The sequence below is a fragment of the Salimicrobium halophilum genome, from assembly GCF_900100295.1.
GTDB lineage: Bacteria > Bacillota > Bacilli > Bacillales > Halobacillaceae > Salimicrobium > Salimicrobium halophilum.
In genome coordinates this window covers 108,816-123,356 of record NZ_FNEV01000005.1, presented here as the reverse complement: position 1 = coordinate 123,356, position 14,541 = coordinate 108,816, and the positions used below count along the sequence as shown (strand labels likewise).

General features: G+C 46.0%; 15 protein-coding genes. 5 read left to right on the top strand and 10 right to left on the bottom strand.

Annotated elements, in window-relative coordinates; translation table 11 throughout:
- Positions 1-119: 119 nt before the first annotated feature.
- Complete coding sequence (locus BLQ44_RS09450; protein ID WP_093193643.1) at positions 120-503, top strand: hypothetical protein; 384 nt, start codon at positions 120-122, stop codon at positions 501-503.
- Here the strand turns inward: BLQ44_RS09450 and BLQ44_RS09445 are convergent.
- Positions 442-972, bottom strand: a complete 531-nt coding sequence (locus BLQ44_RS09445) for a competence protein ComK (protein ID WP_176757486.1) — start codon at positions 970-972, stop codon at positions 442-444. The genes BLQ44_RS09450 and BLQ44_RS09445 overlap by 62 nt on opposite strands.
- A 155-nt stretch (positions 973-1,127) precedes the next feature.
- Between BLQ44_RS09445 and BLQ44_RS09440 the strand changes: the two genes are divergently transcribed.
- Complete coding sequence (locus BLQ44_RS09440) at positions 1,128-1,586, top strand: DUF3939 domain-containing protein (protein WP_093193641.1); 459 nt, start codon at positions 1,128-1,130, stop codon at positions 1,584-1,586.
- A gap of 652 nt (positions 1,587-2,238) precedes the next feature.
- Here BLQ44_RS09440 and BLQ44_RS09435 read toward each other — a convergent pair.
- From BLQ44_RS09435 to BLQ44_RS09415, 5 genes are all read right to left on the bottom strand, one after another.
- Positions 2,239-3,780 carry a fatty acid--CoA ligase family protein gene (locus BLQ44_RS09435; RefSeq protein WP_093193640.1) on the bottom strand — a complete coding sequence of 514 codons (1,542 nt, stop codon included), beginning with the start codon at positions 3,778-3,780 and terminating at the stop codon, positions 2,239-2,241.
- 103 nt (positions 3,781-3,883) lie between these two features.
- A complete protein-coding gene (locus tag BLQ44_RS09430; RefSeq protein WP_093193639.1) occupies positions 3,884-4,423 on the bottom strand; it encodes a GNAT family N-acetyltransferase in 540 nt (179 codons plus the stop codon).
- Entirely contained in the window at positions 4,410-4,880 is a 471-nt protein-coding gene (locus BLQ44_RS09425; protein ID WP_093193638.1) for an SRPBCC family protein, read from the bottom strand. The genes BLQ44_RS09430 and BLQ44_RS09425 overlap by 14 nt, the downstream gene beginning before the upstream one ends.
- A 150-nt stretch (positions 4,881-5,030) precedes the next feature.
- Positions 5,031-6,029 (bottom strand): lipoate--protein ligase, encoded by a 999-nt coding sequence (locus BLQ44_RS09420; RefSeq protein ID WP_093193637.1) that lies wholly within the window; start codon positions 6,027-6,029, stop codon positions 5,031-5,033.
- A gap of 62 nt (positions 6,030-6,091) precedes the next feature.
- A complete protein-coding gene (locus BLQ44_RS09415; RefSeq protein ID WP_093193636.1) occupies positions 6,092-6,826 on the bottom strand; it encodes an MBL fold metallo-hydrolase in 735 nt (244 codons plus the stop codon).
- Between the two features lie 120 nt (positions 6,827-6,946).
- On the opposite strand from BLQ44_RS09415, the gene yhfH reads away from it, so the two are divergent.
- Positions 6,947-7,075, top strand: coding sequence for a protein YhfH (yhfH, locus tag BLQ44_RS09410; protein ID WP_176757485.1), 129 nt, complete (start codon positions 6,947-6,949; stop codon positions 7,073-7,075).
- Positions 7,076-7,254: 179 nt separating this feature from the next.
- Positions 7,255-7,758 (top strand): peroxiredoxin family protein, encoded by a 504-nt coding sequence (locus BLQ44_RS09405; protein ID WP_093193635.1) that lies wholly within the window; start codon positions 7,255-7,257, stop codon positions 7,756-7,758.
- Between the two features lie 565 nt (positions 7,759-8,323).
- Here BLQ44_RS09405 and hemY read toward each other — a convergent pair.
- From hemY to BLQ44_RS09385, 4 genes are all read right to left on the bottom strand, one after another.
- On the bottom strand, positions 8,324-9,700 hold the full coding sequence (hemY, locus tag BLQ44_RS09400; RefSeq protein ID WP_093193634.1) for a protoporphyrinogen oxidase: 1,377 nt from the start codon (positions 9,698-9,700) through the stop codon (positions 8,324-8,326).
- A gap of 1 nt (position 9,701) precedes the next feature.
- Positions 9,702-10,637, bottom strand: a complete 936-nt coding sequence (gene hemH / locus BLQ44_RS09395; RefSeq protein ID WP_093193633.1) for a ferrochelatase — start codon at positions 10,635-10,637, stop codon at positions 9,702-9,704.
- 15 nt (positions 10,638-10,652) lie between these two features.
- On the bottom strand, positions 10,653-11,690 hold the full coding sequence (gene hemE, locus BLQ44_RS09390; protein WP_093193632.1) for a uroporphyrinogen decarboxylase: 1,038 nt from the start codon (positions 11,688-11,690) through the stop codon (positions 10,653-10,655).
- A gap of 102 nt (positions 11,691-11,792) precedes the next feature.
- Positions 11,793-13,952 (bottom strand): transglycosylase domain-containing protein, encoded by a 2,160-nt coding sequence (locus BLQ44_RS09385; protein ID WP_093193631.1) that lies wholly within the window; start codon positions 13,950-13,952, stop codon positions 11,793-11,795.
- An 82-nt stretch (positions 13,953-14,034) separates the two neighbouring features.
- On the opposite strand from BLQ44_RS09385, the gene BLQ44_RS09380 reads away from it, so the two are divergent.
- Positions 14,035-14,541: an antibiotic biosynthesis monooxygenase family protein gene (locus BLQ44_RS09380; protein ID WP_093193630.1), complete on the top strand. Its 507-nt coding sequence runs from the start codon at positions 14,035-14,037 to the stop codon at positions 14,539-14,541.

The window sequence follows — 14,541 nt, the reverse complement described above, 5'->3', positions numbered from 1 at the left end:
GAATTTCGCCCGTCTGCCTACTGCAAAGTATTCCCGAAAATTGGATTTCATATTTATGGTGTACATGTGATACACTAAAATGAGAACATACGTTCGAAAACGTGAGAGGAGAATTCGCGATGGCCCATATCAAAGAAAAAGAACTCGATAAAGCCTCCCGCTATCTGTTCCTTACGATGGCACTCACTGTCATAAAACAGGACCGTCATCATATCATAAACGGAAACTACAAAATCAAAGAGCCTTACCTGGAACTGATCGGAAAAATGGAAATGGTGGCCCGGGAGGAAAGGCGTCACCTGCGGAAGTTCATGGATGATCATCACGTACAGGTGGTGGAAACATCGAGGCACGAGTCATTCACTACCTTTTCTTTCATCGCGGAAGGATATGAAGAGAAACGGAACTATTTCAATCCGGCCATTCGAAAAAAAGTGGAACTTATCTTACAGGAGTTGATGGAGAAGGCTCTGAGACGAACGAATGCCTCACTGGAGAAATGAAACGTTTTTCATACATCAATCGGAACTGGGCGGTACGTTCCAATTGATTGGAAAACACACCCGGAGAAACTGCGAGTTCTTCCCAGACATTATTCATGAATTGTACCATCGTTTTTCTGTAATCCGTTTCGCTTGGAAAGAAGTCACGGACAAAATTGTGAGAGATCCAGGAGCATTCAACCCGGGAGGGGGACATCGTCGGGAAATAGTAAAGCTTAAGCATTCCGGAGACGACAATGGGGGATTTATGTGTGTAGTTGGTAATCGCTTTTGTACCGGAGATTCTTCCGGAGAGATCACTGCCGAAATATTTACAGGAAGCATCGATCACTTTCGTAGGGGACTTATCCACAATGAAAAAATCATCTTCTTCCATCACCTTCATTCTGATCTTCCCGTCCTCTTCTACAGCAAGAAGAGCGATCGTTTTCTCATTCACTTCATATTCAGTTTTCAGCGCTTCGTTCATCGTTACCATTCCCCTTCTTTTAATTCCAATATTTTCTTCATTACTATAGCAGATTCTCCCTCCCTCGTCTACAAAATACGAATTATTTTTCCGAAAATTTCGATATTTTTGCTATAATAGACATATAACTTCAAGGGGAAGTGAAGGTGATAACTATGTGGGGAAGAAAGAAGAAGCAAGCGCAGGTCGCAACAAAGAAGCTGGAGGTTATGGACCTTACGCTCAAAGATGTCAGAAAAGCTATTAACGAGTACGCAGAAATGAAACCGGATGGCGTTCCTTTGAGCGTCATCATAAAGCCGGATCTTACTATCGACTATGAGTTGCTCGCTCCTTTCATTGCAGGCAAACCGCAGAAAACGTATTATATGTCGCGGGAAACATATGAATTATTCGAGGAAGAAGACCTGCAGCTTGCGAAAGATATCGATATGATGCAACAAGCCGTGGATACGTATATGCAGCAGGAAGGAGAACTTCCGATCATCGAAAACGATCCTTATCGCCGAGTGAATTGTTATATGCTGGAGCGTCTCGGTCTGATCACTCACCGTCCGGAGAGAACATTTTATATAACGAAAGACGAATATATGGTTGATTATAAGCGGGACTAGGCTTCCTTCTCTTTTTGAGAGAGGAAGCTTTCTTTTTTGGAATAAGACTCCCTTAATGATAGAACCCGAACGAAGAGTGGTGTTCGCCTTTGCGACAGTTTTCAGAAAAGAATAAGTAAAATCACCGCATAACATATTTTATGCGGTGGTTTCTTATCTGCCGAAGCAGAAAACATCATATAGTCTTTACAATGCGATGTTTCAAGGGTCGGAGAAGGAAGAAAGCGTCGCATATCGTAATTTATTCGGGTTTCTAAGCGGGCCTTTTACGCTTTTCTATGTCTAGTTGCGACACCTAGCCCTTAGCGACATAAGTGAAAACCATCCATAAAGAAGAAAAACGCTTCTTTAGGCTGATTTTCACTTATGCGAGAAGGGCTGAGCAAGGTGTCTCCACTTTTCTAACAAAAAAAGAGCCAATGCTACGAGAGCATTGGCCAAAAGAGACGACTGGTTAACTTTTGAGTGAGGGAATTACATAATCAGAAAGGCTCTTACTAATGAGAGGCTTTCCTCTTATGCAGCCAGTTCTTTATCAGAACTGCCTTTCTCAAATACTATTGTAGTACAAGTACGCAAAAATCTCACCGAAATGTTTTTGCGGCGGAACGCACACGTTTTTGCGAAGTTTCTAATTGTTGACACCTAACAACTACAAATTTTTGCTTAGCTGATCACGCAGGCTCTTTCTCAGAATTTTACCTGTAGTATTTTTCGGGAGCTCTTCGAGGAACTCGATCCGTTTCGGAAGCTTATACTTCGCAAGTTCCTCTTTGCAGTAATCAATGACCGTCGCTTCATCAAGCGCAGGGTCGTCCGAGACGACAAAAGCGATGACCGCTTCTCCTGCTTCTGGGTGGGGTTCTCCGACAACGGCAGCTTCTGTGAGATTAGGGTGTTTGTAAAGAACTTCTTCGACTTCTCTCGGGTAGACATTATATCCGCCCACAAGAATCATGTCTTTCTTGCGGTCAACGATGTAAAAATAACCTTCTTCATCCTTGCGCGCCATGTCTCCTGTGTACAACCATCCGTCTTTAATCGTGACAGAAGTCTCTTCAGGCATCTTATAGTAGCCCTTCATGACATTCGGTCCTTTTACAACAAGCTCTCCAACTTCCCCTGTCGGAACTTCTTCTCCAAGCTCATCGACTACTCTGTTTTCCACGTTTATGATATTCGTACCGATCGATCCCGCTTTCCGTGGTCGATCGAGCGGGTTGAAAGCTGTAACCGGGGAAGCTTCAGACAGCCCGTACCCTTCGGAAACTCTGACATTGAACTTCTGCTCGAAAGCTTCAAGAAGCGATACCGGAAGCGATGATCCTCCGGAGACATTGATTCGCATATGTCCAAAGGAGTCCTCCTGCCCATCCCCTGTTTGGAGCAGATAATTATACATGGTAGGAACCCCCGCGAAGACGGTCGCTTTATAATCTCTGGCTGCAGTGAAGACAGCTTCAGGAGAAAATTGCGGGATAATGACAACCGTTCCTCCGTTTGCGATCGGAGCATTGAGAGCTACTGTCAGACAGAACACGTGGAACATCGGCAATGTCGCGATGACCCGGTCTGTTTCACTGATCTCTAGATACTCCGCAACATCTGTAGCGTTGGAGTAAATATTCTTATGTGTCAGCATGGCCCCTTTAGGTTTTCCGGTCGTTCCGGATGTGTATAATACTACAGCAAGGTCTTCTTCATCGAGGGATGGAGGAGTGAAATCAAGAGATCCGGAGGCCACCGTTTCTGTAAACGGTTTCATTTTTGGTGCTATAGAATAGGAGTCAAGATTCACTCCCGTTCCTGTGTCCGCTACAAAGTAATGCTCTACCATCAGGTCATCATCGATGATATCCAACTGGCTGACAATCATGTCAAGAGCGATGACACCTTTAACATCTCCATTCTTCAAAATATATCCCATTTCCTTTGATGTGTACGTAGGGTTGATCGGGATAACGGTCAAACCGGCGCGGAGCGCTCCATATAATCCGATCATAAAGACAGGGCTATTTCCGCTGATCAGCGCTACGTGATCCCCTTTTTCGTACCCGAGATTCTTCAGCGCACTTGCGAATTTCGTCACCGAAGCATCAAAAGTCTGATAGTTCGTCCTTTCCCCCTGAAAAATATAGGCATCCTTCTCAGGCATTTCCCGAGCTGTCTGTTTCAGCCGTTCACTTACATTCATCGACAGTTTCCCCCTTTTATTGATTGAAATGAATGAATAGTCATTCATTATATCGAATTCATTTATTATTATAAAATATTGTCCGAGTATTCGCAAACTTATTTCAGCACCATTCTCTCTGCAACATCCCATATACTGCATGATCGACGAAGCGGTCGTTCACCCACTCCTCCTCCCGGATCACTCCTTCTTCTGTGAATCCTAGTCTCTCCGGAACAGCACGGCTCGCCCTGTTTTCAACCGCAGCGGTGATATCGACCTTGTTCATTTTGAGGGAAGAAAAAGCGAAGTCCGTCATCGCTTTCGCACTCTTCGTCATAATACCTTTCCCCTGGTAATCTTCTGCAAGCCAATATCCTATGTAAGCCACCTTATTCGTCCAATCAAGCTTATTGAAACTGGTCATGCCGACGACGCTATCCCGGTAAAGGATAACCACCGTCATACTCTTATCTTCCGCATACCCTTTTCTGAACCCTTGAATCGCTTCCTTCGTATCCTCCACTTTTGTTGTGTGGTCCACCCACGGAAGCCATGTCCGCAAGTGGAGACGATGACGATCCACCAGTTCGAAAACACGTTCTGCATCCCTCGTTTCAATTAGACGCAAGCTTACTTCTTCATCTATTTTATGAATGAACATCAGTTTTCTCCTTCTCCGCTTCTTCCTTTACACGTTCCAAAAATTCGCGGACAACTTTTTTGTTATTTTTCTCTGTAGCGAATTTCAACATCACTTTGCCGAGAATATTCACCCCTTCATTCGTACCTTCGTAAACGAGCTTTGTCTCTTCTTCTCCTATTTTGTGAAATTCATAGGAGGTACGTATGTCGAAAGCACGTCCGACCGTAAAAGTGACCTCTTTCTTCCTATATTCCTCAGTGTTTTCATAGGCGGTTGTCGTTACTATATAAGTCTCCGTCCGTTTTCCTTCCCGGTATGTCTGCCGGTGTCTCGCACCTACTTCATGTTCTTCTTTTTCGATCAGGGCATGCTCTTCCACCTGGGGCATGATGCGCTTAATATGCTCATCCTTGAAAAGCCCCCAAACGGTATCAATGTCGGCTTCAATCATAATCTCTTCTTTCCAGGTGATCATGCAATCCCTCCAGTTATTCGTGAAAAGTGACATTTATCTTCCCATGCATATGTTCCCCTAAGGTTAAGTAGAACAATCTTTTATTACGGCACGACTGTGTTGCTTGCCCCTTTGAAAAGAACCCGGCTCTCTCTGAACCGGGTATGTCCATCAATAAACAATGGTAAGAAAATCTTCCATAGTAACCTTGCCGAGATAATGGGAAATATCAAGGTCCTCTACAGCTTCCCTGATTGCTTCCCTTTCATATTTCGTACCGATCAGGCGGTCTTCCACTTCCGTAACGTCACCGATACCGAAAAAGTCTCCATAGATTTTCGCATTGTTGATATATCCTTTATTCACATCAAGCCGGATATCGTATGTTCCTGCTCCTTCAATACGCTTCGTCTGCTGGATGTTCGACTTCGGAGATTTTCCGTAGTTCCAGTCCCAATTTCGATAGCGCTCTTCGGATAATTGATAAATGGCTTTCCAGTCTTCTTCGGTCAGTTTGTACTGCGGAACATCGTTCACATCTTCCACGTCGAAAATGTAGCGGAGAATCATCGTTTTGAAATCTTCCATCGTCGTACCTTCAGGAAGGTATTCAGCAATACTCGCTACCCGACTACGGATCGATTTGATTCCCTTCGAGCGGATTTTTTCCGACTTCACATTCAGACTGCGCACGACATTTTCAACTTCTGAATTGAACATCAAGGTGCCGTGACTGAACATCCTGCCTTTAGTCGTGAACTGAGCATTCCCTGAAATCTTCCGTCCTTCAATCGTCAAATCATTTCGACCGGAAAGCTCAGCCGGAGCTCCAAGTTGTTTCAAAGCGTCGACAACCGGTTCTGTGAACTTGGCGAAGTCATGAAAGCTGTTTCCATCATCTTTCGTCAGAAAGCTGAAATTCAAGTTTCCAAGATCGTGATAAACGGCCCCGCCTCCGGAGAGTCTGCGGACCACGTGAATTCCGTTCTCTTCTACGAAATCCGTGTTGATCTCTTCGATGGCATTCTGGTTCTTCCCTATAATGATCGAAGGCTCGTTGATATAGAACAGCAGATACGTTTCACTGATATCCAGGTTCTTCAGCGCATACTCTTCGATAGCCAGATTGATTGTCGGATCGTTTACTCCTTCGTTATCAATAAAAAGCATTGTTCTCATCCTTTCGTTCCGTTGCTCCCTTCAAGTATAAGCGAGCCGATTTCTCTTCGCAATCATTCACTGCTCCATCGTAACCCTTCGGTAGCCAGTTTCACCTCTCCATGAAACACATCCGCAGCCTCCTGCTTCAACCTGGAATGGTTACCGAAATGCGGAAGATGACTAAGCCAGAGTTCTTCCACCTCTGCACCCGCAGCGATAGAGGCCGCTTCTTCGCTCGTCATATGCCCGGCCTGGGCTGCATCCATCCCTTTGTAAAAATTCGTATCCGTAATCAAAAGATCGGCACCCTTCGAAAAATCTATCCACTCCTTCTGATAGGCTGTATCCGCAGTATATACAATCGTATCGTCACCATTTGTAATCTTCATCCCATAGCACGGTACCGGATGAACCGTCTTAAGGAAAGAAATAGTGAAAGGGCCGATGGACACAGAAGACTCAGGATCATAAGGGTGCGCTTTTGTATAAGAAGAGGACAGTCTTTCAAACCCATTTTCATCTTCTTCATGGCCGTAGATGGGAAGTTCCCCTTCTACGTGACCAAGCTTCGTCTGCACAAGTCGCGCGTGTTGCAGAACACCTATATCCGCTACGTGATCATGGTGATAATGAGAAATGATGACAGCATCCAGAGAATTGAGAGAAATATATCCTTGAAGGCGTGACAGTGCTCCACTGCCGCAATCCACGAGCAGCCTGTATCCCTGGTCTTCGACGAGATAACTGGAGGTGGCACTGTTCTGGGCAGGATAAGCTCCCCAATACCCTATTGTTGTAATTTTCACAAAATTACCTCTTTTCTAATACTTTAGTCTTATTTTGAGTTGTTTTATAACATTGTGTTGATTTATTCATACTGTTATAATACAATGAATTCAACATCAAAACAGAGGAGGAATTACATTATGATGAACGTTGTTGAATTTTTCCGTAACTTGCCTAAGAAACAGTGTGCTAAATGTGGAAGCGTAATCCAGGAGCAGGCGGACTGCTACGGTAACACTTGCCATGACTGCGATGGTCCTGCCCGCTAAGAAAGCTTCAGCTCCTGGCATACGCTAACCCTGAGATATAGCACTTCCTATAAAAAGAAGCAGTAGCGGCTGCTTCTTTTTTAATTTTAACAAAAATCCGATTATTTTTTCACGAAAAAAACACTAAAACACTCCTGAAACGGGTAAGATGCATGTAATTACGATAAAGGAGTGTTTTGATGACTTCCATGCAACTCAATCAGCAAGTCCCGAATTTTCAATTAAAGAATGTAACAGGAGAAGACTTCACTTTCTCTGATGTACAACAAGCTGAATCTGCCTGGCACCTTCTAGTTTACTTCCGCGGTTCCTGGTGTCCTGCCTGTCAAAAGGAATTGAAGCAATTGCAGGAAGAACAGGCTGATTTCAATGAACACGACATCCATATCATTACCATCACTCATGACGATGAACAGAATCTCAAAGATATGGCCGATGAACACGGGCTGACCTTCCCGATTCTGCTTGATGAGGAATATTCCTTCCTGAAGGACTATGAAGTATACTATCACGGGGAAGAAGCTCCCTACGAAGACCACGGGAACCATCCGGAGCCTGCTTACTTCCTGGTTGATAATCACGGCAATCTACTCTACCAGCAACGTCAGACAAACCCATTCGGACGTCCACACGCCGACGAACTGAAAGAAACGATCAAATATATACGAAAAAATTTGAAATGAAAAAGGAAAGCGGAGACATCCCGCTTAGAAACCTCAGTCATAAGCAACTTGGTCAACGAAAGGCGCTCTTTTCTTTCTTTGATCCGAGTTGCTTATGACTCGAGTTTCTGGATGTCGCAGCTAGACATGAAAAGCGGAGAAGAACGTTTAGAAGCTCAAATATAAGCAGACGAGCCTGGCTTCAAGTGATTTTTCTTGAAACAGGGTTGGCTGCTTATATTTCGGGCTTCTGTTCTTCGCAGCTAGACATGAAAAGCGAAGAAGAACGTTTAGAAGCGCCTCCTATCCCCAAGCGGATATGGGGCGTTTTTCATTCCTATATTTCTATTAACACCGCATAAAAAATACTATAAGATACTTTGTCCTTCCTATTGATCAAAAAGTATCGGATAAAGATTCTTTTGCGGTGCTTTGCCATATTTCAGTCTTAAAAACTGTCGCAAAGCTTGCCCCTCTCTTCCATACAGACTGTGAATATCAGCGTATAGCCGCATCAGTAAACTACACCTATAGAAAAAGCTTGCAGAAACTGTTAACAGTCTCTACAAGCTTTTCTCTTGTAATTTTATCGTTCGATGATCCGTTTGGCCGCTGCTTTTCCCTGATTAATACAGTCCGGCAAGCCTATGCCATAATAGTATGCTCCCGCAAGCTGGACCCCTGGAACATCTTTTTTCATGTAGTGTTCGAGCTTCGTAAGACGTTCCTTATGGCCGACACTATACTGTGGCATCCCATCGTGCCACCTGGTCACGACAGAGAAATCAGGTTGATCTGTAATATCCATAATCTTTCCGAGATCACGAAGTACGATGTCTTCGATTTCTTTATCCGTCTTATCTACGACTTCTTCATCTCCCGGTTTTCCGATATAACAGCGAAGAAGAGCTTTTCCTTCAGGAGCAGCATGGGCCCATTTCTTGTGAGTCCACGTACAGGCGGTGATCCGATACTCATCACTCGTACGGGCTACCACAAAACCTGTACCATCAATATCCTTCTTGATGGCTGACTGATCGAAAGCCATGGCGATGTTAGCGACAGACGTCGCTTTCATCTGCTTCAACGGTTCCACCCAATCATATTGAGCAAGCATCTTAGCGGCAGCCGGAGCGGGCACTGCGAGAATGATATCATCTGCGTGCTTCACTTCCCCGTTACTCATCAGTACATGGTAGCCTTCCTCTTTCTTCTCAATATGATCGACTCCGACGGAAAGCTGGACCGTCCCGGGCTTCAATTGAGCATGGATAGCTTCAACGAAACTTGATAGACCACCTGCGAAAGCACGGAAGGCACTCGGCTTGCTATTATTCCTTTTCTGCCGCGGTACTGCTCCCGTCTCTTTGAGGCCACGAACCAGACTTCCATGTTCCTTCGTCAATTCTTTGAACTGAGGAAAGGTTGCATCCATACTAAGCTGATCGATATCACCTGCATAAATGCCCGATAGAAGCGGTTCTACTGCATTTTCGACAACCTGGTTGCCCAACCTACGTCTCAAAAATAACCCCAGCGCTTCATCCTCCTTCTTCAGTCTCAGCCGCTGGTATGGCTCAAGTAGAGCTCTCCCTTTACCAGCAGGAGAAAACAAAGAGGACTTCAACAATGGACGACGTCGAGTAGGAATTCCCATGTGGGAGCCTTGGGGCATACGGTTCAAACGACCTTTCGCAAGGATGTATGCTGTTCCCGTCGCATTCTTGACTACATGCTCACTCATACCTACTTCTTCCGCAAGCTTCAGCATGCTCGTCTTACGCGCGAGAAAAGAATCCGGTCCCCGTTCGATCGTGAATCCATCTTTATGAATCGTCGAAATCTTTCCACCCAGGTGGTCGGATTTCTCCACAAGCTCTGTTTCGATTCCTGCCTTCTGTAAATAATAGGCGGCGGATAACCCCGTCATCCCGCCGCCTACAACTAATACTTTTTTGCTCATATTACTTCTCTTCTTTCCATTTCGTCCAGGTTACATCCACCAGCGTCTCAATGAATTTCTCGTTGGTGTTCGGCATTTCAGGACGATAATAGTTGGCACCGACCTCGTCACACACTACCTTACATTCGTAATCATTGTCATACAACACTTCCAGATGGTCCGCAACAAACCCTACGGGAGCGTAAACGAAAGAAGTGTACCCTTTTTGCTCGAACAGATCCCTCGTCAAATCCTGTACGTCCGGACCAAGCCACGGATCAGGCGTATTCCCTTCACTTTGCCAGCCGATTTCGTACTGGGTGATTCCTGTGGCTTCGGAGAGGAGTTTCGCCGTTTCTTCGAGCTGTTGTGGATAAGGGTCTCCTCCCTGAAGAATCTTTTCCGGTAGACTGTGAGCAGAAACGATCAGGCATGCTTTCTCTTTTTCCTGTTCGCTCATCTTCTCATACTCTCCAAGGATTCCATCTTTCCAGAAGTCGATGAAGGTCGGGTGATCATACCAGCTCTCCACAGAACTGATGCGAATGCCATGCTCATCCGCCTTCTCTTGAGCTCGCCCATTATAAGACTTCACACTGAAAGAAGAATAGTGTGGAGCAAGAACGATCGATACCGCTTCTTCGATTCCGTCTTTCGCCATTTGATCGACAGCATCTTCGATGAACGGATCGATGTGTTTCAACCCGATATAAAGTTTGAACTCTACCTCATTTTGCATATCATTAAGCTCATCACGAAGAGCCTCTGCCTGTTCATCTGTGATACGCGCCAACGGAGAAATTCCCCCGATCGCTTCATAACGATCCTTCAGATCCTGAAGCGCTTCCTCCGATGGCTGCCTCCCTTTTCTGATATGTGTGTAGTAAGGTTCGATATCTTCTTCTTTGTATGGCGTTCCATACGCCATTACGAGTAAACCGACTTGTTTGTTAGCCATTTTCCTGAACACCCCTTAGTTTGTTTTGGAATATGTGTGAATCAATGTTGTCAGCTTTTTCAATGTTTCCGGCTCGATCTCCGGCGTGACCCCGTGACCAAGATTGAAGATATGAGGACCGTATTGCTTCCCTTCATCAATGATGGCTTTCGCTCTCTCCTCTATTACCTCCCAATCGGAAAGTAAAACGGCAGGATCGAGATTACCCTGAAGCGGTTTCTTCACTCCGAGATCTCTCGCTTCTTTGATCGACGTACGCCAGTCAAGACCCAGCACATCAATCGGAAGATCATCCCATTCTGTAATCAGATGACGGGCCCCGACACCAAACAGGATAAGCGGCACATTTTCATTCCTCAATTCTCTGAAAATACGATCCATCGATGGTTTGATATATTTCCGGTAATCAGGAGCATGAAGCGCTCCTCCCCAGGAATCGAAAATCTGAATCGCTCGTGCGCCTGCCTTGATTTGAGATTTCACGTAGGTGATGATCATCGACGCAAGCTTGTCCATCAACAGAAACCACGTTTCTTCATCACTGTACATGAGGGATTTCGTCTTATGATAATTCTTCGAAGGTCCCCCTTCAATCATGTAACTCGCAAGCGTAAACGGAGCACCGCTGAAACCGATAAGTGGTACGTTCAGCTGCTCTTCGGTGAGCAGGCGTATCGTATCGAGTACGTAAGGTACGTCCGATTGCGGGTCGATCTCTCCAAGCCGTTCCACATCCTGACGGGATTGGATCGGGTTATGGATGACGGGACCAATGCCCTTCTTTATTTCTACGTCCACCCCGAGAGCCGGAAGCGGCGACATAATATCCTTATACAGAATGGCTGCATCCACTCCGTAATTCTCCACCGGCAGACGGGTGACATAAGCACACAGCTCAGGCTGATGAGTGATTTCAAACAATGAATATTTCTCTTTCAACTTCCGATATTCCGGTTGAGAACGTCCTGCCTGACGCATATACCAGACGGGTGTGTGCTCCGTCTTCTCTCCACGGAATGCTTTAAGAATTGTGTCGTTAAACGTGTTCCCCATATAGTACCTGACTCCTTTGTTTTCTATCCGTTTCAACTATAACGGATGATTCATCTTTCTGTATAGCGTTAAGGTCCATCTGTCACGATTTTGTACCTTTTCCTACCATGAAAGGGTTACTTCATTCGATCGTTCCCCTTCCCGCCCGGTCGTAGGGTCATAAGGAACTACAAAGTACGTGCGGGACTCCAGCAGGCCGAAAGCCTGAACGGTATGGCTCGTCGCTTCTGTCTCTGCAATCAGTTCCGGGTCGTTGCCACGTGCCCGGTATACCCTGTAGGTAACCCGTTCATCTTCGGGTGCTTCCCAGTTCAATTCTCCTTGAACAAAAGCCCATCCCCCGATATCTAAAGTACCCTGCAATTCAGTGGAATCCGGAAGTTCCACCGGTTTTTGAAGGGAATCCATTCCTTCGGGGTTCGTAAACTCCGTACCGGGATCGATTACTTCTTTCAGGTTCGTCATCAGTTCCTTCGAGAGAGAAGTCGGGACACTGCTTGAATCTGTAAGGTAATAGTCTTCGCCGGAAGCCTCGTAGCCCATCCACATACTCATCGTATAATTAGGGGTTATGCCGGCGAACCACACATCCCGGTTCTGTCCTTCTACAGAGGGGTGCCCCGCTGTCCCTGTTTTTCCGGCAAGGGGCCCCTGGTAGCTGCCGCTTGTTGCCGTTCCTTCAGAAACGACGGTTTCCATCATTTCTCTCAATTGAAAAGCTGTTTCTTCATTAAAAACCCGAGTCGCTTCTGCCTGTTCTTTCGGTTCTACCGCTTCTCCGTTACGATCCGTTATCGTTGCAATGGTCTGAAGCGGTCTTCTTTCTCCCCCATTGCCAATCGTCTGGTAAGCTCCTGCGATTTCCATTGGAGTGAAACCTTCAGACAAACCCCCAAGGGCGATGGAAAGTCCTTCGTCCTCGGTGGACAACCCGAGTTTTTCAAGGTAAGTCTTCCCTTCCCCGACACCAATCTGGTCAAACAACCATACGGCTGGCGCATTCTTGGATTCTACCAATGCTTCGTACATCGTAACTTGCCCTTCATAACCTCCGGTGACATTCGAAGGCGTATAGTCCCCGTAACTTGTTTCTTCATCCTTCAAAACGGAGTACGGTGTATACCGGTCACTCATGAGAGCAGGACCATAGACAGCCAGAGGTTTCATCACGGATCCCGGCTGGTGCTTCGTCAGTGCATGGTTACTCTCTCCATGTTCATAACTTCTTCCACCTACGATAGCGGTAACCTTTCCTGATTGATCGGTAAGAACGAATGCACCTTCCACCCCTTTCACGGACCCTGAAGCATAGGAAGCGTCCTGCATCGTGTCATAAGCTATTCGTTGTGCTTCCGGGTGCATGTTTACTTCAATCCGGTATCCTTCCGTCTTCAGCGCTTCTCTTGAAATCCCATACCTCTCCACTGCTTCCTGTACTACTGCGTTCACATAAGCATTGGACCATGTTTCTTCAGGCTGTGTTTTTTCTTTATACTCCAGACGTTGATTCGAAAGATTCTCTCTTTCTTCTCCGGAAATATAAGACTCGTCTTCCATCCGCATAAGCACTACATCCCGTCTGTCCTTCGCAGCTTCCGGATCATTGACGGGGGAATAGCTATTGGGAGCTTTTGGCATACCGGCCAGAAGAGCTGCCTGAGATTGTGTAACATCCGATACTGAAGTACCGAAGTAGCGCTCAGATGCCGCCTCTACTCCGTAGGTTCCTTCTCCGAAATAGATGGAATTTACATAGAGTTCAAGAATCTCTTCTTTAGTCAGGTTCCGTTCCAGATAAAGAGCGACCATGACTTCTTTCGTTTTTCGCATCCAGGACTTTTCGTTCGTGAAAAACAGGTTCTTCGCAACCTGCTGGGTAATCGTACTGGCACCTTCGACCTTCTCCCAGGCTATGATGTCCCTGTATAAAGCCCTCGCTATTCCACGTGGGTCAATCCCGGAATGTTCATAAAATCTGCTGTCTTCTGTAGCGATGAAGGCCTGCTGCAAAAATTCAGGTACTTCATCCAGATTCACGAGTGTCCGATTAACCGAATAGATCTGCTCTATCTCTTCTCCATCCGCTGTAACTGTAGAGGCCGTATCGAGCATCAGATCATCGTCCGATACGAATAGAGCTCCTCCGAACATAAGTGCCAGAAGCCCCATTGCTGCCACAAACAACAAAGCCCCTGCGCCGATGAAGGCGTTCCTGAATCGTATCCTGCGCTTTCTCAGTTGTTTATATTCTTCACGTTTCAAGCTCGGCCATCCTTTCTTCCTGCTTGCAGTTCCTCTCCTCCTCTTGCTAAAATCTACCTAAGAGGAAAGGAGAATCTTTAAGATGATAGTATCGATGACAAACGGCACGATTGATTTCTTAAAAAAAGTAAAAGACCAGCACCCTGACCAGAACATCCGCTTCATGCAGGGCAGCGATTCCACTGTTGCTTATTACGAAGGCGACTCCCCTTCCGTATTCTCCGAAGGACGGGATTACGAAATCGTAGACTCCGTCGGAACGGTAGAAGAGGAAGGATTCGTCGTCACCAACAATATCCCTGTCTCCGAAGAAGGGCGACCGACATTCGAAGATCGGTTCAAAAATCGTAAAGGGAACGTCGAAGGGATGGACGGGTTCCAGGCGATACGGATTCTTCGTCCGAAATCAGGGAAAACATACGTGGTCCTTACGCAGTGGCGTGATCACGCAAGTTTCGAGAACTGGCGTAATTCCCAGTCGTTTGAGCAGGCTCACAAGAAATCAGGTCCTGACCACAAACAGAAGCCTTCCTTTATCGACGGGGATGCTTACATCGTCCACTATCACATGATTGATCCTGAGTCGTAA

Bases quoted from the DNA above. Each gene is read 5' to 3' on its own strand.
- hemH (WP_093193633.1), bottom strand. From the start codon at position 10,637: ATGGCTAACAAACAAGTCGGTTTACTCGTAATGGCGTATGGAACGCCA.
- BLQ44_RS09420 (WP_093193637.1), bottom strand. From the start codon at position 6,029: ATGCTTTTTATTGATAACGAAGGAGTAAACGATCCGACAATCAATCTG.
- BLQ44_RS09425 (WP_093193638.1), bottom strand. From the start codon at position 4,880: ATGATCACCTGGAAAGAAGAGATTATGATTGAAGCCGACATTGATACC.
- hemY (WP_093193634.1), bottom strand. From the start codon at position 9,700: ATGAGCAAAAAAGTATTAGTTGTAGGCGGCGGGATGACGGGGTTATCC.
- BLQ44_RS09445 (WP_176757486.1), bottom strand. From the start codon at position 972: ATGAACGAAGCGCTGAAAACTGAATATGAAGTGAATGAGAAAACGATC.
- BLQ44_RS09435 (WP_093193640.1), bottom strand. From the start codon at position 3,780: ATGAATGTAAGTGAACGGCTGAAACAGACAGCTCGGGAAATGCCTGAG.
- BLQ44_RS09405 (WP_093193635.1), top strand. From the start codon at position 7,255: ATGACTTCCATGCAACTCAATCAGCAAGTCCCGAATTTTCAATTAAAG.
- hemE (WP_093193632.1), bottom strand. From the start codon at position 11,690: ATGGGGAACACGTTTAACGACACAATTCTTAAAGCATTCCGTGGAGAG.
- BLQ44_RS09450 (WP_093193643.1), top strand. From the start codon at position 120: ATGGCCCATATCAAAGAAAAAGAACTCGATAAAGCCTCCCGCTATCTG.
- BLQ44_RS09430 (WP_093193639.1), bottom strand. From the start codon at position 4,423: ATGTTCATTCATAAAATAGATGAAGAAGTAAGCTTGCGTCTAATTGAA.
- yhfH (WP_176757485.1), top strand. From the start codon at position 6,947: ATGATGAACGTTGTTGAATTTTTCCGTAACTTGCCTAAGAAACAGTGT.
- BLQ44_RS09380 (WP_093193630.1), top strand. From the start codon at position 14,035: ATGATAGTATCGATGACAAACGGCACGATTGATTTCTTAAAAAAAGTA.
- BLQ44_RS09440 (WP_093193641.1), top strand. From the start codon at position 1,128: ATGTGGGGAAGAAAGAAGAAGCAAGCGCAGGTCGCAACAAAGAAGCTG.